The 19,015-nt window shown below is 44.6% G+C and carries 18 protein-coding genes and 2 pseudogenes; 14 read left to right on the forward strand and 6 right to left on the reverse strand.

What is annotated here, in order from left to right; all coding sequences use genetic code 11:
• Nucleotides 1-126 precede the first annotated feature (126 nt).
• The 7 genes from AACV78_RS01940 to AACV78_RS01970 all read left to right on the forward strand — a co-directional run bounded on the left by AACV78_RS01940 (nt 127) and on the right by AACV78_RS01970 (nt 6,807).
• The gene (locus AACV78_RS01940; protein ID WP_194011096.1) at nt 127-1,866 is read left to right on the forward strand and encodes a hypothetical protein; all 1,740 of its coding nucleotides are present in this window, start codon (nt 127-129) and stop codon (nt 1,864-1,866) included.
• Nucleotides 1,867-2,058: 192 nt separating this feature from the next.
• Nucleotides 2,059-2,205 carry a hypothetical protein gene (locus AACV78_RS01945; RefSeq protein WP_194011095.1) on the forward strand — a complete coding sequence of 49 codons (147 nt, stop codon included), beginning with the start codon at nt 2,059-2,061 and terminating at the stop codon, nt 2,203-2,205.
• Between the two features lie 52 nt (nt 2,206-2,257).
• Complete coding sequence (locus AACV78_RS01950) at nt 2,258-2,854, forward strand: Uma2 family endonuclease (RefSeq protein ID WP_194011094.1); 597 nt, start codon at nt 2,258-2,260, stop codon at nt 2,852-2,854.
• Nucleotides 2,855-2,948: 94 nt separating this feature from the next.
• Complete coding sequence (locus AACV78_RS01955) at nt 2,949-4,547, forward strand: DUF1565 domain-containing protein (RefSeq protein ID WP_339383429.1); 1,599 nt, start codon at nt 2,949-2,951, stop codon at nt 4,545-4,547.
• A gap of 131 nt (nt 4,548-4,678) precedes the next feature.
• Complete coding sequence (gene psb28 / locus AACV78_RS01960; RefSeq protein ID WP_194011093.1) at nt 4,679-5,014, forward strand: photosystem II reaction center protein Psb28; 336 nt, start codon at nt 4,679-4,681, stop codon at nt 5,012-5,014.
• A gap of 69 nt (nt 5,015-5,083) precedes the next feature.
• Nucleotides 5,084-5,590 carry a MogA/MoaB family molybdenum cofactor biosynthesis protein gene (locus AACV78_RS01965; protein WP_194011100.1) on the forward strand — a complete coding sequence of 169 codons (507 nt, stop codon included), beginning with the start codon at nt 5,084-5,086 and terminating at the stop codon, nt 5,588-5,590.
• A 284-nt stretch (nt 5,591-5,874) separates the two neighbouring features.
• Nucleotides 5,875-6,807 carry a methylated-DNA--[protein]-cysteine S-methyltransferase gene (locus AACV78_RS01970; protein ID WP_228042563.1) on the forward strand — a complete coding sequence of 311 codons (933 nt, stop codon included), beginning with the start codon at nt 5,875-5,877 and terminating at the stop codon, nt 6,805-6,807.
• A gap of 35 nt (nt 6,808-6,842) precedes the next feature.
• Here the strand turns inward: AACV78_RS01970 and AACV78_RS01975 are convergent, their stop codons facing one another.
• Together AACV78_RS01975 and AACV78_RS01980 are read right to left on the reverse strand one after the other, a co-directional pair.
• On the reverse strand, nt 6,843-7,061 hold the full coding sequence (locus AACV78_RS01975; protein WP_194011091.1) for a DUF433 domain-containing protein: 219 nt from the start codon (nt 7,059-7,061) through the stop codon (nt 6,843-6,845).
• 108 nt (nt 7,062-7,169) lie between these two features.
• Nucleotides 7,170-7,322, reverse strand: a complete 153-nt coding sequence (locus AACV78_RS01980; protein WP_194011090.1) for a hypothetical protein — start codon at nt 7,320-7,322, stop codon at nt 7,170-7,172.
• Here AACV78_RS01980 and AACV78_RS01985 point away from each other — a divergent pair.
• Nucleotides 7,322-8,674 carry a cytochrome P450 gene (locus AACV78_RS01985; protein WP_194011089.1) on the forward strand — a complete coding sequence of 451 codons (1,353 nt, stop codon included), beginning with the start codon at nt 7,322-7,324 and terminating at the stop codon, nt 8,672-8,674. The genes AACV78_RS01980 and AACV78_RS01985 overlap by 1 nt on opposite strands.
• Before the next feature lie 255 nt (nt 8,675-8,929).
• Here the strand turns inward: AACV78_RS01985 and AACV78_RS01990 are convergent, their stop codons facing one another.
• The 3 genes from AACV78_RS01990 to AACV78_RS02000 form a co-directional block, all read right to left on the reverse strand.
• Entirely contained in the window at nt 8,930-9,253 is a 324-nt protein-coding gene (locus AACV78_RS01990) for a hypothetical protein (RefSeq protein WP_194011087.1), read from the reverse strand.
• Nucleotides 9,254-9,457: 204 nt separating this feature from the next.
• Entirely contained in the window at nt 9,458-9,757 is a 300-nt protein-coding gene (locus AACV78_RS01995) for a DUF5615 family PIN-like protein (protein ID WP_339383430.1), read from the reverse strand.
• 2 nt (nt 9,758-9,759) lie between these two features.
• The gene (locus AACV78_RS02000; protein WP_194011086.1) at nt 9,760-10,128 is read right to left on the reverse strand and encodes a DUF433 domain-containing protein; all 369 of its coding nucleotides are present in this window, start codon (nt 10,126-10,128) and stop codon (nt 9,760-9,762) included.
• Nucleotides 10,129-10,224: 96 nt separating this feature from the next.
• Between AACV78_RS02000 and AACV78_RS02005 the strand changes: the two genes are divergently transcribed.
• A complete protein-coding gene (locus tag AACV78_RS02005) occupies nt 10,225-10,536 on the forward strand; it encodes a HigA family addiction module antitoxin (RefSeq protein WP_194011085.1) in 312 nt (103 codons plus the stop codon).
• A gap of 136 nt (nt 10,537-10,672) precedes the next feature.
• Here AACV78_RS02005 and AACV78_RS02010 read toward each other — a convergent pair whose 3' ends face one another.
• Nucleotides 10,673-11,614, reverse strand: a complete 942-nt coding sequence (locus AACV78_RS02010) for a class I SAM-dependent methyltransferase (RefSeq protein ID WP_194011084.1) — start codon at nt 11,612-11,614, stop codon at nt 10,673-10,675.
• 290 nt (nt 11,615-11,904) lie between these two features.
• On the opposite strand from AACV78_RS02010, the gene AACV78_RS02015 reads away from it, so the two are divergent.
• From AACV78_RS02015 to AACV78_RS02040, 5 genes and pseudogenes are all read left to right on the forward strand, one after another.
• Nucleotides 11,905-12,807, forward strand: a complete 903-nt coding sequence (locus AACV78_RS02015) for a hypothetical protein (RefSeq protein WP_194011083.1) — start codon at nt 11,905-11,907, stop codon at nt 12,805-12,807.
• A gap of 224 nt (nt 12,808-13,031) precedes the next feature.
• A complete protein-coding gene (locus AACV78_RS02020; RefSeq protein ID WP_228042565.1) occupies nt 13,032-13,976 on the forward strand; it encodes a glutathione S-transferase family protein in 945 nt (314 codons plus the stop codon).
• A 315-nt stretch (nt 13,977-14,291) separates the two neighbouring features.
• Nucleotides 14,292-15,821, forward strand: a pseudogene (locus tag AACV78_RS28620) (transposase).
• A gap of 281 nt (nt 15,822-16,102) precedes the next feature.
• Nucleotides 16,103-17,182: pseudogene (locus AACV78_RS02035) on the forward strand (ISAs1 family transposase).
• Between the two features lie 375 nt (nt 17,183-17,557).
• Nucleotides 17,558-18,931, forward strand: a complete 1,374-nt coding sequence (locus AACV78_RS02040) for a serine/threonine-protein kinase (RefSeq protein WP_194011082.1) — start codon at nt 17,558-17,560, stop codon at nt 18,929-18,931.
• Nucleotides 18,932-19,015: the final 84 nt, after the last annotated feature.

The raw sequence follows: 19,015 nt of genomic DNA on the forward strand, positions 1-19,015 counted from the left end.
CTCTCCCCCTCTCCCCCTCTCCCCCTCAATCACAATACAGAATCTAGATGCACAACAGCTTATGATATAGTTCTACTTTTGAGAATCAGCTATTCCGAATCTCAAATCTCAAATCTCAAATCTTAAATGGTATTAATAGCCCGCTTGCACAAGTTTCTGACGGCGACTGTGGATGAAAAATCCCGATCGCGCACAATATTTTGGTTGACCCTGAGCTTGACATTTGCCGCAATTTATGGTTTCTTAGGTATCGAGCAAGCCTTCAGCGCCGAGTATGTGGTGCAAGACGATGCGAGGCAGCACGTTTTCTGGATGATGCGGTTTGTCGATCGACAATTATTCCCCAACGATTTCATTGCTAACTACTATCAATCAGTCGCCCCGGCAGGATACAGCACGCTCTACAAGATAGCAGCAACAATTGGCATTCACCCGCTATTCTTGCACAAAATATTGCCGCTATTTCTCGGCTTAATCTCGACTTATTACTGTTTTGGGCTTTGCCTAGAAATGCTGCCGGTGCCGCTGACTGGATTTATCGCATCTTTGCTGTTAAATCAGCATATGTGGATGACTGACGATTTGGCTTCCACAACGCCAAGAGCTTTTATCTATCCGATATTTCTGGCTTTTTTATATTATTTGTCGCGCAGTTCGTTGCTGCCTTGTTTGGGGGCGATCGCCCTAATCGGACTATTTTACCCTCCTTACGCCTTGGTTGCTGCCGGAATTTTAGTTTTGCGGCTGCTATGCTGGGAAAACGGCCGTTTGCGCTGGTCGGGCGATCGCACAAATTACCTATTTTGTGCTACAGGTTTGGGAATAATCTTTTTAGTAATGCTGCCCTATGCCTTAGATAAATCTGAATTTAGCCCGACTTATACCGCAGCCGAAGCCAAGAAAATGGGAGTATTTGCACCAGACGGCAGAAATGCTTTTTTTCGTCCAAATCCGGTAGATTTTTGGCTGACTGGTAGGGGCAGCGGGATGTTTCCCAAGTCGCTGTTTACGCCTGTAACTCACTGTGTGGGACTGTTATTTCCGCTGCTGCTGTTTTGGCGATCGGCCTTTCCCTTAGCGAGTCGCATTAGTAGCAAAATCTGGCTGTTACTTCAGCTATTTCTAGCATCATCGGTGATGTTTTTAGCAGCTCACGCCACCATTTTTAAATTATATCAACCCGGACGCTATACTGCCTACAGCTTGCGATTTATTATTGTTTTGATAAGTGCGATCGCCCTAACGTTAATTATTGATGGAGTCGGTCATTGGGCATCAAAAACCGAAACAACATTTCAATTCAAAAATTTAGTTGTACTAATTACCACAGCCACAATCGGTGTTGCCGTTGTGTTTTATCCCTGTTTTGTTGAAAACTTTCCTACAGTCGGGTATGTAGAAGGTAAAATGCCGCCTTTGTACAAATTTTTTCAGCAACAACCTAAAAATATCTTGATTGCTTCAATCGCCTCCGAAGCCGACAACATACCAACGTTTAGCCAGCGTTCTGTTTTGGTAGCAAAGGAATATGCAGTGCCGTATCAAAAAGGCTACTACAGCAGATTTCAGCAGCGAGTTAGCGATTTAATTCGCGCTCAATATACGGAAAATCTGGCTGTTTTGCAAAATTTCATTAACAGCTACGGAATTGATTTTTGGATGCTCACTCGGAATGCTTTGACTCTGGAGTATGTAGAAGATTACGGCTGGATAGATGACTTTGATGCGACACCGGAGGCGATGCTTGCTCTCAAACAAGGGAAAATTCCCGCAATAGCTCCAGCAATGACAAGTTGTGCTGTTTTTCAAAATGAAACTATATTAGTTTTGGAGGCATCATGTATTGTGAAACTTGGTGGGAATTAAGGCGAGGCAGATCCAAAGAATCTGTATTCCCCGGCTGCGATCGGGAATAGACCTCTTGCAAAAGTCCTTTTAATCTGACAGAAGAGCACCATTCGTGTGGAAGCTCTTAAAAACCGGGTTTCTGAACTTCAGATATAGGTTTTGATGCGGTTTTTGCGGTCAGAAACCCGGTTTTTGCCACAGGTTCAAGATATGAGTTCAATCTTCTTGTGGGACGGGCTAGAAGGAAGATTTTTGTGGGATGGGCTTCTAGCCCGTCCTAACTATTTTTGCAAGAAGTCTAATGAGAAAAAACTGTTTGGATTCCTCAGCTACAATTGCTGCACGGATCGCCTGTAGGGGCGATCGCCCAATGCGCTATAATTCCCATAGCAGATAATGGTGCGGCTCAATGACACAAGTTCTCGATCGGGAAACTCTCGATGGGCGAGTGGTGCTCAACGGCACTTGGGAACAATTCAAGTTAATCCAGAAGGGTGCGGAAGATTCCCCTGGCGTAAAGTTGTCTTTTTTTGCAGGGGCGATCGAAATTACAATTCCGGGATTCCAACACGAAAACTTTTCGGAAATCATTGGTTACTTGGTGACAACTTTTTTGCTGTTGCAAGGCATTAGGTTTTACCCTTCTGGTTCCATGACGCAGGAGAAGACGGGAGAAGCTTCAACTCAAGCAGACAAATCTTTTTGTTTGGGAAAACCCAAGTTAATTCCCGACTTGTCGATCGAGGTGGTTTATACTAGCGGTGGACTGAGCAAGTTGCCAAAATATCGAGCTTTGGGCGTGCCAGAAATCTGGTTTTGGGAAGATGGCACGCTGCGGATTTATCACCTCCGGGAAGATGGCTACGAGGAAGTAATTGGGAGTCAACTCTCAGGATTGGAAACGCTGGATATCGATTTGCTAAGACGCTGCATTTTAATGGGTGAAACAGATTTGGCTGAAGCGGTTAAGGTTTTTGGGCAGGGCATCTCGACTGTCGGCGATTGAAATAGAAGATGCAGATACTTGACTTGTTTAAAAAATCGGGTATTTGCTGTTGCTGGTAACGATAAATATAGTTCTTTGTAGGGTCAATCCCCCTGTGGTTGTCGTCCCCTTTGGCTGTCTTCCCGATCGAGCTAAATATAGATCCGGGGTCAGCTTAGTAGAGAATGAAAAGTATACAAAGACCCGATCGCACATTTATTTCTTCCACAAAAACATGGCAACAGTTTACGTCAACCCGCAAACAGGTAGCGATGGAGCCGCCGGCAGCCAATCGGCTCCCTTGAAAACGATCGCCCGCGCGATCGCCCGCGCTGCATCGGGAACAATTATTCAGCTAGCACCGGGAACTTACAGCGCAGCCAGCGGCGAAAAATTCCCCTTGGAAATTCCCTCTGGAGTCAAAGTTATCGGTAGCGAAACTAACAAAGGAAGCGGCACTCTGATTCAAGGAAGCGGCAAATTTGTCAGTCCCACCGCAGCCAGTCAAAATATCACAATATTGCTAGCAACCGATGCCGAATTGCGCGGCCTAACTGTCACTAATTTGGAGAGTCGCGGCACCGGAGTCTGGATTGAGTCAACTTCTCCCACAGTGGCTAACTGCACTTTCACGCTTTGCAAGCGCGAAGGTATTTTTATCACAGGTTCGGCAAATCCTGCGATTCTAGACAACAGATTTGTACAAAACTCGGCGGCTGGCGTAATTGCGGCGGAAACTGCTAAGGGAGTAATACGGCGCAATGTTTTTCAAAATACCGGTTTCGGCATTTCTCTGCAAGATAAATCTGCTCCTTTGATTGTTGATAACCAAATTTTGGAAAATCGCTCCGGTATTGTTTTATCAGGGGAATCTAAGCCGGTTGTGCGGAAGAATCGCATTGAAAAAAATACCGAAGACGGTTTGACTGCTGTGGGGAAATCGCTGCCAGATATCGGTACAGCTCAAGATTTGGGGGGCAATATTTTTCGGGATAACGGCGAATTAGACTTGCAAAACGCGACTGGGGTAAAGATTTCGGCCTTGGGAAATCAGCTCGATCCGGCGCGGGTGAAAGGTTTATTTGATTTGGGCAATGCAACGCCGACTCCGACACCAACTCCCACTCCAACTCCAGGGGGTGTCAAGTTTAGCGACACCAGCACGCACTGGGCTAAGGATTTTATCGATCGCCTCGCTAAGATGAATATTGTCAGCGGGTTTCCCAACGGCACTTTTAAACCTGACGAGAGTTTAACTAGAGCTCAGTATGCGGCTTTGCTGGCGAAGGCGTTTGAGTTGGCACCGCGCCGTGAAGCGACGGCTTTTAAGGATGTGGCGGCGGATTTTTGGGCGACAGCGGCGATAGTCAAAGCGAATCGAGGTGGGTTTTTGGCTGGATATCCCGATCGCACGTTTCGCCCGGAGCAAAATTTGACCAGAGCTCAGGCTCTAGTTTCTTTGGTAAACGGCTTGCAGTTGACGGGCGGCAATCCCAATTCTTTGAGCGTTTATGCCGATCGAGCTTTGATTCCCAGTTTTGCCACCGACTCCATAGCAACCGCCACAGAGCGCAAAATTGTAGTCAACTATCCCGCCCGCGACAAACTTTCCCCTGCCCGCGACATCACCCGCGGCGAAATATCGGCGCTGGTTTACCAAACCCTGGTAGCCACAAACCGGGCTGAGGCAATTAACTCTCCCTACATCGTCTAAGGCCATTGGGAATACCCGAATCGTCTGATGATTGTCGAACTCAACATTGCGAGCCCTTTTTTAAAGGCTCGCAATGTACTAAAGTGAAAAGTTAAGAAATTAAGTAATCCTTAAGGTTCGACTGTGAAATTATGGCTAAAATTCAATTTTCCCGCGGTATCGACGAAGATGTGCTGCCAGAAGTTCGCCTAACCCGTTCTAAAAGCGGAGCTCAAGGTACGGCCACATTTATCTTTGCAAATCCCAAGGCTCTCAGCAGCACCAGTACCCAAGAAATTACTGGAATGTACATGATCGACGAAGAAGGCGAAATCGTGACTCGCGAGGTTAACGCTAAGTTCGTAAACGGTCAGCCTGCGGGTTTAGAAGCTCTTTATCTGATGAGAAGTGCTGAAGAATGGGAGCGTTTTATGCGTTTCATGGAACGCTACTCCGCAGCAAACGGCTTAGGATTTAGCAAGGCATAATGGGTAGTTGGTGATTGGTGATTGGCAGAGTGCCAGTTGCCAGTTGCCGATTACTTAAAATACCAAATCATGACGCAAATTCCTCACCCAGATTTATCTAAAATAGCGGTAAATTGTGCGATTACTACTATTAGCGATACGCGCTCTCCTGACACAGATAATAGCGGCTTGTTAACGAAGAAGCTGCTAAAAGATGCAGGGCACTCAGTGGTAGCTTACACTGTTGTTAAAGATGATGCGGCAAAAATTGTCTTGCAAATGCAGGCGTTTTCCCAACGCGAAGATGTGGACGCAATCATTTTTAACGGCGGCACAGGAATCGCTCCCCGCGATACGACTTACGATGTGATGGAGAGTTTACTAGACAGGATTTTACCGGGATTTGGGGAGATATTTCGGTTTTTGAGCTACCAAGAAATTGGTTCGAGGGCGATCGCCTCTCGCGCAGTTGCAGGGGTGTATCAAGGTAAATTAGTCTTTTCTCTTCCGGGCTCTAGCAATGGCGTAAGGCTAGCCGTGGAAAAGCTAATTTTACCGGAGTTAGTTCACTTGGTGACGCAGTTGCGCGGAGGCTGAGGGAGAAAGTTCGGGCGATCGACTGACAATCAAGCATTTTGGTTGCAAGCCCTCCGATGCCTCCGCAGAGCGAGAAAAAAGCTTTGAATCCTCATCGCAAGTTCCCGGGTCGATCGGTGAGGTCCCTTTCTTCAATCTCTTCAATCTCTTCAATCTAAAATCTAAAATCTAAAATCTAAAATCGACTGACTGCATTCACCGCAAGAAACGGGTGGCTTTGAGCGTACTCTATGGCTAAAGTGAGGAAACATCAAAATTCCCTTGACTTAGACTAGATGATTTCGATGAAAAATGCGAGTGTCTGTGTTAGCGAAGATTATCACCGGATTGCTCGGGCGATCGCCTTTATGCGACAAAACCACCTAAACCAGCCCAATCTGGCAACTGTGGCCCAACACACAGGACTTAGTGAATATCATTTTCAACGGCTATTTACTCAATGGGTAGGCATTAGCCCCAAGCGGTTTTTGCAATATCTGACAGTTGAATATGCCAAGTCAAAAATCGCTCAGACGAAAAGCCTTCTAGACCTAACATTGGACGTGAAGCTATCGAGTCCCGGACGATTGCACGATTTATTTGTGAACTTAGAAGCAATGTCACCAGGGGAGTTCAAAACAGGCGGATCGGGTTTGCAAATTCGTTATGGTATTCACGATACTCCCTTTGGGAAATCTCTAATTGCTACAACTACTCGCGGTATTTGTAATCTTTATTTCTTGGAGACAACAGACGAACAAACCGCCGAACAAAGACTGCGATTAACATGGAAAAACGCTGAAATTATTTGCGATCGGGAAGCCACTGAATCATGGCGCGACCTGATTTTTAAGTCAGAAACTATCAGCGATCAAAAACCACTAACGCTGTTGGTAAAAGGCACTAACTTTCAGATTCAAGTTTGGCGAGCACTTTTGAAATTGCCGTTTGGGGCGATCGCAACTTATCAGACTGTAGCTCAAATGGTAGCTCGCCCAACTGCTGCTAGAGCTGTCGGAAATGCGATCGGTAAAAATCCGATCGGCTATCTAATTCCGTGTCACCGAGTCATTCGAGAATCTGGAGAACTCGGTGGTTATGCCTGGGGAGTAGAGCGTAAAACAGTCATGTTAGGCTGGGAAGCTAGCCAGACAATCTGCGGAACCACCCTCCCAGGAATAGAGCGCTCTAACGGTGTCAATTACCCGCAGCAGACTACCTCCGATCCTAACACATAACATCTGTGCGCGCGGGAGTTGTTGTGCTGCGTCGCCTAAAAAACTTTTAAGAACCTCATTTCCTTTGCTAATTCAAGGGCTGCGATTGTCTGTTCCCGACTGACACTAGGAAAATGATCTAGAAATACATCTAATGAATCACCAGCCTCAAGATAATCAAGTAGGGTTTTCATTGGCACGCGAGTCCCAACAAAAACAGGGGTTCCCCCCAGAATATCGGGGTCGCTATGAATAACACGGGATGTTAATGTCATAACAAATTCAGCCAACAGGCTACCAGTTTTTACAGCAATTGTATCTTAAATTCATTTAATTTTCTTGAGCATAATGCCAAACCAAACATCGCCAACACTTTTACCCGTTTAGGCTGGGAAGCTAGCCGTACAATCTGCGATCGATCCCGATCGCATTACTATTGTTGCTACTTGCCTTTGACATCGATCGCCAATAAATTTCAGAGTGCCTGGGGTCGATCGATATAAACTAGAAGTATTGTGTATCGCTAATTTTTGCAATGATATTGCCCACCGGATCTCGTTCTCCCGCCCTGTTCCAAACTCTTTCGCTGGTAGCCGATCCGATCGCATTTTTCGACCGCAACCAAGCCAAATACGGCGATACATTTACGGCCCGCGTACTGGGGCCCGCTTCGCCCCCCGTCGTGTTCCTCGGCAATCCAGAAGCCGTTCAGGCAGTGTTTACCACCTTGGCTGATGCCTTTGAATTTGGCAAAGTCACCAACGTATTTCGCCCGCTGGTGGGAACAGAATCGCTCATTATGAACGAAGGGGCGCGACACCTGCGACAGCGACAGCTATTAATGCCGGCGCTGCATCGAGAACAGTTGCACAGTCAAGGGCACTTGATTGTGGATTTGACGCGAAAGCAAACACAGAATTGGAAAGCCCCAGAGGCGATCGCCGTGCGGCAAGAAATGTCAGAAATTTCGCTGCAAGTAATCCTGCAAGTCGTCTTCGGATTGGTGCCTGGAGAGCGCTACGAACAGCTCAAACACTTGCTCAGCGAACTTTTAGAAGCAATTACCTCTGAGCTGTACTCAATCCAATTTTTCTTTGAACCGTTACAGCAAAATTTGGGTTCTTGGAGTCCGTGGGGGCAGTTTTTGCAGCAAATGGCGCAGATTGACTCGCTGATTTATGCAGAAATTGCCGAAAGGCGATCGCACCCTCTCGATGCGTCTCGCACGGATATTTTGTCAGTGTTGATGATGGCGCGCGACGAAGCAGGCGAATCCATTGGCGATCGAGAATTGCGCGATCAGTTGATGACGCTGTTGCTGTTGGGACACGAAACCACCGGATCTGCCTTGACTTGGGCGTTTTATTGGCTGCATCAGTTTCCCGAATCTCTCGCTAAGTTGCGCCGCGAGTTGGATGAATTGGGCGAAAATCCCGATCCGATCGCACTTTCGCAGTCGCCCTATTTAACCGCAGTCTGTAAAGAAGCGCTGCGGGTTTATCCTATCGCCTTAATTTCGCAGCCGCGCAAGGTAAAAAGGGCGATCGAACTTCAAGGCTATACCTATCAACCGGGAACCATTTTAATTCCCTGCGTGTATTTGGCGCACCGCCGCCCTGAAACCTACGAAAATCCGGCTTTATTCAATCCCGATCGCTTTTTAGATCGCAAGTTTTCCGCGTCTGAATATTTACCGTTTGGAGGCGGGAGTCGAAGCTGTATCGGGATGGCGCTATCGATGTTTGAGATGAAGCTGGTGTTAGCAACAGTGTTGTCGGCGCGGGAATTTGTCTCAAATCTCGATCGGGCAATTCGTCCAGCCCGCCGGGGAATCACCTTTGTGCCGCCCGATAGGTTTCGATTAACCGTTGTGGGCGATCGGCGTTAGATTCACTTCAGTAAAACGCCGTGTCAAGCAAGATATGTTATATCAATTCCGGTTGCACTCCTCATGATGTTGACTGTTAACTGTTGACTGTTGACTGTTGACTGTTAACTGTTGACTGTTAACTGTTGACTGTTGACTGTTGACTGTTGACTGTGAATCGAACAACTGAAAATTGCACCGAGATAGGTGGTGACTTGTAAAAATCATTCATGAATTGCCCTCTAATTTATCATTCCGATGCAGCCGGAAACGATATTATTCGATGAAAATCCCAGCAACTTTGTCTCCATTCATAGTCATGTGGGCTACAAATTCATCTCCACCATCTTCAAAACTCAGCTTCCACAAATAAATCGGACAATTACCTTGTTTTATCTCGCCAAAATAAGTAATTGAATATCCCTTTTCCATGCGTGAAGCGAGCTGTTCGCTAACATCGTCAAACATTTTTTGTGTAATGCTCGCTTTGTAGCCTGCATCGCCCACTGTGGTAAAAAGCTCGTAATTTTTCGATGCCGTGGCATCCAAAATAACCTGCAAACAATCGAGGACTTTTTGAGAGGGGGCTGTCGGGTTCATGAAGATGTCCTTCTTTTAGGGTTCCATCGAAATCTTCTAGCTCAGACTGCTGTCTAAGGCTTAATTGTACCGCAGTTGCGATCGAATTAGGTAAGTTGATGTCGAGCTCGCGGAATGAATAACCGACCAACTCCCATATAATTGTCAACATCTAGAACAATCTCAACAAGACGCTCAACACATCGCTCTCGGTAGTCAAATTCATCAAGGGCGATCGATATCTGCAATTGTCAATACAGGAAACGAATCTGCTGTATTTTCCTCGCGCATCACCTGTTCGAGCGAATCATCACCTTTCATGTTTCGGTTGGCTGTGAGAATCATCATTTGATGTTGTTGAGCATAACGCCAAACCAAACGATCGCTAGCTTCCATCGATAGTCCAGCTTCCCTGAAAGTGACAAATCGGATCGACACGAGTTCAAGCCAGCCGAGTTTTGTCAAGCTTCCCAGCAAAAGAAGAGCATAGCCGTCAAGATTAAAGTCAACTAGAAAAGTCATCATTGCTATGCGGCACGTCTGGCTTTTTGCTCCTCAAGTTTTGCCCAAAGAGCTTCTTGTCCGGGCTTGTGCGGCATCATTGCAATGCGATCGAACCGTTCGCGGTTGCGATTTTCCCAATAGGAGCGAATTTCTGCTCTTGTTTGCAATACCTGTTGATATTCAGTTTCAAGTCGATCGCGATTAGCTTCAATGTAAGACATAGCAGTGTTAATTTGATCGTCTGTCAGGTTAAATTTATTACGAATCAATTTTGGTGAATACTCAGCTTTCAGAAAATCTATGACATCGTATAGAGTCAATCGAGTGCCTGAAATCGTCAGTCCTCGTTCTGTACGAATAATAGTCGCTTGTGTGTCGGATACCGGAGTCATACCTATAACCTTTTAGGCTTCGACTCTATTGTATCTCATGTAACAAGCTCATAAAACACAATCTAAAAATTTAACTTAAACCGAAAGGAGAGTTGCATGAAAGACATACAAAACATTATTCAAGGAAGGAAAGCAAGACCAGTACATCCGGGCGAGGTCATTTCAGATGTGCTTGAAGATATTGAAATGACTCAAACTAGGTTTGCTGAGATACTGGGTGTATCTCGCCGTAGTGTGAACGAAATTGTTTTAGGTCAAAGACCAATTACAGTAGATATGGCAATTCGGATTGGGAAAGCGTTGGGGAATGGCCCTCAACTGTGGCTTAATCTTCAGCAAAAAGTTGATATCTGGGATGCAGTGCAAAAACATAGTGAAGAGTACGAAAAAGTATCTACGGTAGCATAGCGCGATATGCTAATCTCAGCATTCGGCGGTTGAAACCGCTCCTATACAAACCAAGTCCCAGCAGAGAGGGACTTAAGAGATAGTTGATGACAATTGAAAAATGCCATCAACTACCAACATTTTTCAAACATCAAACCTAACTATTTACTGCTTCAGCAACAATAGTCCGGTGTCGGACTGTATTGCAAGTGATTGTCGGCATCGCAAAACCAGAATCAACCAAAGCCTGCTGAATATCCAACCCAAAATACTGATCCAAATAAGGCTCCGTACTCTTGAGCAAAGTCAAAATATAAGGAGGCATTTTAGCATAAACTTCCGACTGAGGATTCATATCCATAATTGTCAAATGTCCGCCCACACGCAGCAAACGCCTCGCTTCCCGGAACACTTCTCTAGTAGCTTTCTGCGGCAACTCGTGACAAACCAGACAAATAGAAACCAAATCAAAAGCAGCCGCAGGTAAACCAGTAGATTCAGCAGCAGCGTGCACCCAAGTCGGAGATTTTTGATTTAAAGATTCAGATTTTCTTTGTTGAGAACGGTATTGAGCAACTGCTAAAAAATAAGGCGACAAATCAACACCGACCATCTTTGCTTCCGGGTAAACATCTCCAAGCGCAAAGGTACTCATTCCTACGCTGCATCCCAAATCGACAATATCTTGCGGTGTTTTGGCAATTTTAGATTTGACAATTTCGTGATAGCTGGCGCGGAGTTTGGCATCGCCTTCTGCACCCGCTTCTGGCCAAATTCCCGCATGAACTGCACGGGCTGCAACTTCAACTTCTGTGGCAGCTTCCCAACTCATATTACCTTTTTCGTAGGCGTGAAATGAAGTTAGATAATATTTCGGGTAAACAAGATCGGGATTTTCTACGCTGAGCAATTCTGCATCCCAATTCCGAGCTAAAAGTGCTTGGGCTTCTTGTCGCCAATGCACGCCGATTTTTTCAGCTCTTCCAATCATCATTTCCCGCGCTTGGTGTTTGGCTAGAGCGGCCAAAGGTTTGATGGAGAGTACGCCGTTTACTAAGCGCGATGCTAATCCCGGAGTTTTGTTAACTGCAACAGTCATATTTTAGGTTTTTCTTTTTTGCGCTATCAATTTTAACATATTTACGCAATTTTAGTCGGTATGTATAATGAAACTTAACTTTTTTAAATGAACCGCTCCAGGCCGCAGAGAACGCAGAGTTAGAGAGGAGATAAAAAACAGATGTAGTGCAAAACTGGCTCTCGCTGTTTAATTGTTATTGGCACTTGTCTACTTAATTCTGCGGATTTTACCGAAAATCTGGAATCGGATTTGTGGGAGTTGGAGTATTTGGAAGAACACTTTTAAATCTGGCTATTCAGGAGTTTGTGATGAGCAAATCTATTGTGGAATTGGTTGACAATTTGCCGTCTTCTGGGATTACTGTGATGATGCTCAAATCCCTCGATTTTGTGGTTCCCGGCGAGTGGAATAATCTCACCGGTTTTGATCGTACTATTCGATCGCTCACGGGGGAAACAGATGGCGCATTAGTCCAAAAAATTCGCAGCAGGGCGATCGAGCTTTACGCCAACTCCAACGAGCCTTATCAAGGTGCAGTCAAGCTTTACCAGCTTGCAGACAGCGCCGACAGTGCCTTGGGCGCAACCGCTATGGCAAATAAAATCGGCGAAAAAATCGGCTTTCTCTCGTTTATGAGCCGCCTCACTCCCAAGGCTGACACCACTCAAACTATAGATTTATGCGTCAAAGTGGCGATCGAACTCATAGTCTTTTGCAAGCTTAACAATATTTCCCTTAACAACGCGGGAAGCTTTGCCAATCACTTATCACAATACAAAGACGAATCTCTAATGCGGATGGCTGCATTAGTATGCGCTGACGGTTTAATTCCCCTCGGCCCGGACTTCCTTAGAGTAGCGCAAAATACCCTAGGCGGCTTAAATCCTTCAACCTTGCAGCAAAACTCAACATTCCAAAACATCAGCAACCTAATTCCCGGCGCAAATAACGCCCAAAAATTCGGATTCGTCACAACAACCTTCGCCTCAGCCCAAGGTTGGATGAACAATTTAGTGCAGTCTCGCAGCTTAACTCCCGCCACAGTTTTAGGAAATCTCAAGCAATACGTTGATGTTACCGATGACAAATTGGATTATGTCGCCGCATTTTTGGACATGACTACCAATTATTACGAACATACGGGAATTCAGACGGTTGCTCGCCAATTGATCGATCGAGCTTATGCTGAAATAGCCTTTGGCACATACTAGAATATAGCATTTCGGGCGTTGCGATATCGGTAGGGACACGGCTTTTGGAGTGTCCCTACAGCCCTACAAATCAAGTCCGCCTGCACGAATTAAGAAACCCTCGATCGCAATGTGAGTTAAAATAACCAGATTATGTTTAGCAAACTACTTTTAATCGCATTGTGAAAAACAAATCGCTTCCTTCATCAGTAACAGTCAAGCTTGGCAAATTTGTCTGGACATCAATGTGGCAGTTAATGATGTCAAAACTAGCACCGCCCGATCGCACGGGAGCATACATTCGCCCCAGCAGCAGTTTCCGCAATTTTGTCTCGACAGCGCCAGAAAACCCTTACGGGCCCGCCACGGCACGATATCGCCTGTTTGTGGGTACGGGATGCCCTTGGGCGCACCGCACTCTGGTGACGAGAGCGCTCAAAGGGCTGGAAGATGCGATATCCGTGTCGGTTGTCTATCCTTCGGAAGGGGGGATGTGGGTGCTGGAGTCGGAGACTTTTGGCTGCAATACGATGCCGCAAATTTACCAGTTGGCATCACCGGGCTATCAGGGGCGGTGTACGGTGCCGGTGTTGTGGGATGACTCGCAAAAGGCGATCGTCAATAACGAGAGTTCGGAAATTATTGTGATGCTAAACTCGGAGTTTAACGAGTTTGCTAGCAATCCTGAAATGGATCTTTATCCTGTGGATTTGCGATCGCAAATTGACGAGTGGAATGAGAAAATTTACCAATCGGTGAATAACGGCGTTTATCGCTGCGGTTTCGCGCAATCTCAAGCTGCTTATGACTCTGCTTGCAGCGAATTGTTTGGTGTTTTGGACGAGATCGATCGATCGCTCTCGATGAATCGTTATCTTTGTGGCGATCGGGTGACATTAGCAGACGTGCGACTGTTTACTACTCTATTCCGTTTTGATGCAGTTTACTACAGCTTGTTCAAATGCAATGTGCGCCGCATTGAGGATTACGAGCATTTGGGAGCTTATCTGCGCGATTTGTATCAGTTACCGGGTGTTGCGGGTACTTGCGATTTGGAGGCTGTAAAACGCGATTATTACGGCAATTTGTTTCCGTTGAATCCAGGCTGCATTATCCCCGTTGGGCCCGATGCGGGGAGTTTGCTCAAATCGCACGATCGCGCGGGTATCAAAAACCCGGTTTCTTCGTAAAATCTCGTGAGGATGCGTAAATTATTGTAGAAACCCGGTTTCTGGGATTTGGGGGTGATGTGTGAAGCCTCAGAAACCGGGTTTCTCTCCAAAATCGGCTGGGGATGCCAAAATTATTGCAGAAACCCGGTTTCTTGGACTAAGCCCAGGGACTCAAAAACCCGGTTTAGCTAGTTTACTTAGGGCTTGCTGAATAAGCCTAAAACCTTTAGAGAAAAAAACTTTGACTGGTTTTAACGCTCCGCGTGTGCAAGCTTATGAGCTAAAATCTGTCCAAAGCCTAGTACAACATCACTTTCGTAATGTACCGAAAAGTTGACTAGGGCCCCAAACCCGCCATCCAACTTTGACTTGCCTTTTGAGGGGCAATTGTTAGAAGATAATCGTTGGGTAATCATGGCTAAACTAATTCCGTGGTCAGCATTTGAAGCAGAATATGCTCAAAACTTTTCCGTAGATATGGGAACTCCAGCGAAATCTTTTCGGATGGCATCTTCGAGCATTAATTATTAAAGAAAAGTTAGGAACCAGCGATCGCGAAACAATAGAACAAATCAGAGAAAACCCATACTTACAATACTTTATATGCATGACCAGCTATCTTCTGTCAAGCACCCTTCGACTCATCAATGTTGGTTCATTTTCGACAGAGAATAGGTGTCAACCAGAGGAAATAAAATCAATGAAAAAATGGTCAAAGAGCAGACCGAAGCACCAGGCAAAGTAGTCGATAAAAAGTCATCGGACATCAGCGAGCCGAAAAATTAAGGAAAATTAATATTAGACGCAACCTGCGCGCCAGCCGACATTAAATATCCTAACCACTTAGGAATATTGAATCAAGCCAGGGAACAAACCGAAACAATCATAGATGCTTTGCACAGTCAAATTCAGTCACCCGTAAAAAAAAAGTCAACAGTTATGGATGTATGAAAATAAAACACATAGTGTTGAGAACAGAATAGTAATACCAATTTCAAAAAATAATGCAACAGTATTCTTGTCCCCCCCGCGAGCTCGGGGGGGCTAGGGGGGGTCGGAGACTATTGCATGATTTTAGAGAAATGGTATAGAACCCATTTGACATCTTTGAGTTTTTGGGTTGGGTGACGAGAAATATAGAGAGAAACTGGTTTCTGAGATTTACGCTCATGGCGAGAAACCGGGCATTCTTGGAGTTTTTGGTTGGGTGACGAGAAATATAGAGAGAAACCCGGTTTCTGAGATTTACGCAGAATAGATATCAAATGGGTTCTATAAGTTTAACAAAACCACACATCCGCCCGATCGTTAGAGGAAAAGCCGGGAAATCAGTCGAATTTGGGGCAAAGCTGTCAGCGAGTTGTCGTAACGGCTATGTATTTCTAGACCGGATTAGTTGGGATAATTTTAACGAATCTGTAGACTTAAAAACACTCTTTAGAAGAATTTAAATGGTTCACAGGCTTCTATTCCGAATCAATTCATGTAGATCGAATTTATCGAACTCGCGAGAATCGAGCTTGGTGCAAAGAAAGAGGAATTAGAATGAGTGTCCCCCCTTTAGCAAGGCCCTCGACAAATATTAGTAAGTCAACGAAGAAACAAGCTTTAGAAGACAAGAGAATTCGTAACTCAATTGAGGGCAAATTTGGGAGTTGCGTAAAAGAAGATTCAGCCTCGGTAGAGTGATGGCTAAACTTTCTAATACTTCTCTATCCCACCATCGCCATAAATTTTTTGGTGATGAATCTTTCGGCCCAGAAGAAGGCAGGCTTTTTGGCTTTTTTATGTCTATTTCAGAATATACACTTTTTTTCCTGTTTTCCACCTGTGATGATTAATAAAGATTATGCTTTGTATTAAATAGACCTCTTGCCAAAAAAGATATATGTTATAATTAAAGGTTTTGAGTTTTAGACCCAGAGCTAACTCATAATTGTAAAGTGCTGATATAACCTGCAATCTGCTTCACTTAAGCCAAAGCCTTTATTATAGCATAAAATTATTTTGCAAGAGGTCTAATAACGTAAGCAAAGCTTATATTATCAAGGGGCTCGCGAGTTCATTCATCTTTCTAAATGCTGTTTTCTTACTTTTTCAGCAAGCCCTAATTAAAGTTTACCATTATGTAACTCAAACCTCAAATTACCATTTCCGACCATTTTTTATACTTAAAATATGCCAGAATTGAGCCGACGAAACATCATCAATTAATTGATATTATCACCCTCTCAATTTGTGCCGTGATTTGCGGTGCTGATACATGGGTGGATATCGAAAGTTACGGGTTCTTCTAAATACGAACGGTTAAAGACAATTTGAGAATTGCCGAATGGCATCCCGACCCATGACACAATGGCGCTCCTTCTTTTCTCGCCTCAAACCTGAGCAATTTCAGCAATGTTTTTTGAGTTGGATTCAATCTATTAGCTGCTTCAAGGAGAGGAGAAGTAATCGCAATTGATGGCAAAGCTCTTCGCCATTCTTACTCTTGGAGAGCAGACAAAAAAGCGATTCATATGCTCCGTGCTTGGGGAACCAGTCAAAGATTAGTTTTAGGACAAGTTAAAGTCGATCAAAAATTAATAAAATCACAGCAATTCCGGCTTTACTAAAAGTATTAGAATTAAGTGGAAGCATTGTCACCAAGCTATGCGATGGGCTGTCAAAGGTCAATTGTGAAGTCAATTCTCGAACAAGGATGAGATTAGATAATCACCTTAAAAAAAATCAACCCTCCCTGTATGCCAGAATAGAAGCGTTGTTTAAAAAAACAATTAGACCAGGGTTTTCAAGCTTGACACGTGCAGCTTATTCGACAAAAAAAGAGAACAATCACTGTCGCTCATAAATCCGACATCACAACCATGTTAAGTGACATCAAAGAGCAGATATAGCCCGAAAATCAATGGGAGAAGCTTTATAGTATAGGTCTGATAGAATCCGTAAGAATAGTCAAGGGAAAAACAACTATTAAAACTCGTTATTATCTTAGTAGTTTACCCAAGGATGCTCAAAAATTTGGTGAATCAGTCCGCAGCCCTTGGGGAATTGATTTTTTTTTACATTGGTATTAAATGTAGGTTTTCGTGAAGATGATTGTCGGATGAGAAAAGATAATGCTCCGCAAAAGTTTGCTATAATTAGACAGATTTTGCTTAAGTTATGATCAAATAAAAACTTTCAAGACCAAAGCCAGAAATAAGCGACTTCGAGCCAGGTAGGATGATGACTATTTGACTAAGCTCCTGGCTGTTGCAGTCAACTAAATTCTCACGACTAACTCATTAATAACTATTATACCACTTGTAAACAGTGGTTGTAATATTTTTATTGTGTCAAAATTTACATTAGGTAAAAACCACCATTAATCAGTTCCTATTTTATCTAAAAAGTCATTACAAAACGTGTCTGTAGCTTCTTTGAATGGTGAATTTATCTCAAAATATACTCACCACTGATGAACAGTCTTCAATAAGATGCGTTCCCCCTACCTACTTATTGAGCCGATACGATCGCCCTCCCATTCAACCAAGCTTAGCTAAAATAAGCTATACTGTGCTCCGGGACTCCTCAACTCGAACAATCCACCGTTGTTTATGTCAAACTCATCCCTCCTCGCCCCTGGTTCCACCCTCGAAAAACGCTACCGCATCATCCGCGAATTGGGCCGCGGCGGCTTCGGGCGCACTTACCTCGCAGAAGATATCAACCGCTACGGCGAAAACTGCGTGCTCAAAGAATTTTCTCCGGTTGTTCACAGCCCCAAAGCGGCCGAATTGTTCGATCGCGAAGCGAATATGCTTTACAACCTCCAACACCCGCAAATTCCCCGCTTTCGAGAACTGCTTCGCACCGATTTGGGCGGTAATCCATCATTATTTTTAGTCCAAGACTACATCCCCGGTGAAACCTACGAACAAATACTTATATCTCGCCAACAGCAAGGTAACAATTTTACCGAAGCTGAAGTTACTCAACTGCTATTTCAAATTTTACCCGTTTTAGAATACATTCATTCTAAAAATTTAATTCACCGCGATGTTTCCCCCGACAACATCATCCAGCATAATGCTGACAAACTGCCATTTTTAATTGACTTCGGTTCAGTCAAGCAAATCGCAGCAACCGCCCTATTTCAGTTTAGGGGACAATCGGATACTGCGATCGGCAAACAAGGTTATTCGCCCGCCGAACAAATGCGACTGGGAAAAGTTACTCCCGCTAGCGATTTGTACGCTTTAGCCGTCACGGCTTTAGTGTTGCTAAGCGGCAAAAAGCCTCAGAAATTGTACGATATTCATAACAAAACTTGGGATTGGCGATCGCACGTCACCGTCAGTCCAAACCTGGGAACCGTGTTGGATAAGATGCTAGCAGAACAACCGGGCGATCGCTACCAGTCCGCAAAAGAAGTCCGCGAAGCACTCAAAGACCCAAAATTATCCCAAATTGGCAGCATGATCTCCCAAATGGTGACAATGAACTTTGTCGGTCGCCCCTTCAAATACAGCACTCAAACAGCTACCAACAACAGCCCTAACCCTCCTGTTGTGCAAAACAATCCAGTTGTTAACAGCAACACCAGCAAATTTAAGTTAATTCCTTGGAAATCAATAGCGAGTTTAAGCGTAGTTTTATTGCCGGGAATTATAGCTTTTAGTGCGATTACATCTGGTTTTAGTCTCCCCAAATTGCCAGAGATTCCAAAATTTACCGACCTGCAGCCTTCTTCAGATAAGTCTTTGGATGCAGAAATCGCTCGTCAAGAAAAGATTGGCAAGCGCCGCAAAAATCTTAATATCGAGCCGGATATTTTTTATAATAAAGTAGATGAATTGTTTTACAATAAATATCCAGAATTACAAGGTCGTACATTGACAGACAAGCCCGAAGATGCACCGATCAGGCGGAAATGGTATGAAGTTGCTGAGAATTTTCTGGATAGATTGGAGAAGGGAGAACAGTTTTGATATTTAAGATAGAATTAAGAGTGATTGAACCGCAGAGGGCGCTCTTGGCGCAGAGGGAGAAGGAAAAGGGCAAAAAAAGAGAGG

It is taken from the genome of Tychonema sp. LEGE 07196, assembly GCF_963890365.1.
Classification (GTDB): domain Bacteria; phylum Cyanobacteriota; class Cyanobacteriia; order Cyanobacteriales; family Microcoleaceae; genus Microcoleus.

Bases quoted from the DNA above. Each gene is read 5' to 3' on its own strand.
- AACV78_RS01940 (WP_194011096.1), top strand. From the start codon at position 127: ATGGTATTAATAGCCCGCTTGCACAAGTTTCTGACGGCGACTGTGGAT.
- AACV78_RS01945 (WP_194011095.1), top strand. From the start codon at position 2,059: ATGAGTTCAATCTTCTTGTGGGACGGGCTAGAAGGAAGATTTTTGTGG.
- AACV78_RS01950 (WP_194011094.1), top strand. From the start codon at position 2,258: ATGACACAAGTTCTCGATCGGGAAACTCTCGATGGGCGAGTGGTGCTC.
- psb28 (WP_194011093.1), top strand. From the start codon at position 4,679: ATGGCTAAAATTCAATTTTCCCGCGGTATCGACGAAGATGTGCTGCCA.
- AACV78_RS01965 (WP_194011100.1), top strand. From the start codon at position 5,084: ATGACGCAAATTCCTCACCCAGATTTATCTAAAATAGCGGTAAATTGT.
- AACV78_RS01970 (WP_228042563.1), top strand. From the start codon at position 5,875: ATGAAAAATGCGAGTGTCTGTGTTAGCGAAGATTATCACCGGATTGCT.
- AACV78_RS01975 (WP_194011091.1), bottom strand. From the start codon at position 7,061: ATGACATTAACATCCCGTGTTATTCATAGCGACCCCGATATTCTGGGG.
- AACV78_RS01985 (WP_194011089.1), top strand. From the start codon at position 7,322: ATGATATTGCCCACCGGATCTCGTTCTCCCGCCCTGTTCCAAACTCTT.
- AACV78_RS01990 (WP_194011087.1), bottom strand. From the start codon at position 9,253: ATGAACCCGACAGCCCCCTCTCAAAAAGTCCTCGATTGTTTGCAGGTT.
- AACV78_RS01995 (WP_339383430.1), bottom strand. From the start codon at position 9,757: ATGATGACTTTTCTAGTTGACTTTAATCTTGACGGCTATGCTCTTCTT.
- AACV78_RS02000 (WP_194011086.1), bottom strand. From the start codon at position 10,128: ATGACTCCGGTATCCGACACACAAGCGACTATTATTCGTACAGAACGA.
- AACV78_RS02005 (WP_194011085.1), top strand. From the start codon at position 10,225: ATGAAAGACATACAAAACATTATTCAAGGAAGGAAAGCAAGACCAGTA.
- AACV78_RS02010 (WP_194011084.1), bottom strand. From the start codon at position 11,614: ATGACTGTTGCAGTTAACAAAACTCCGGGATTAGCATCGCGCTTAGTA.
- AACV78_RS02015 (WP_194011083.1), top strand. From the start codon at position 11,905: ATGAGCAAATCTATTGTGGAATTGGTTGACAATTTGCCGTCTTCTGGG.
- AACV78_RS02020 (WP_228042565.1), top strand. From the start codon at position 13,032: ATGTGGCAGTTAATGATGTCAAAACTAGCACCGCCCGATCGCACGGGA.
- AACV78_RS02040 (WP_194011082.1), top strand. From the start codon at position 17,558: ATGTCAAACTCATCCCTCCTCGCCCCTGGTTCCACCCTCGAAAAACGC.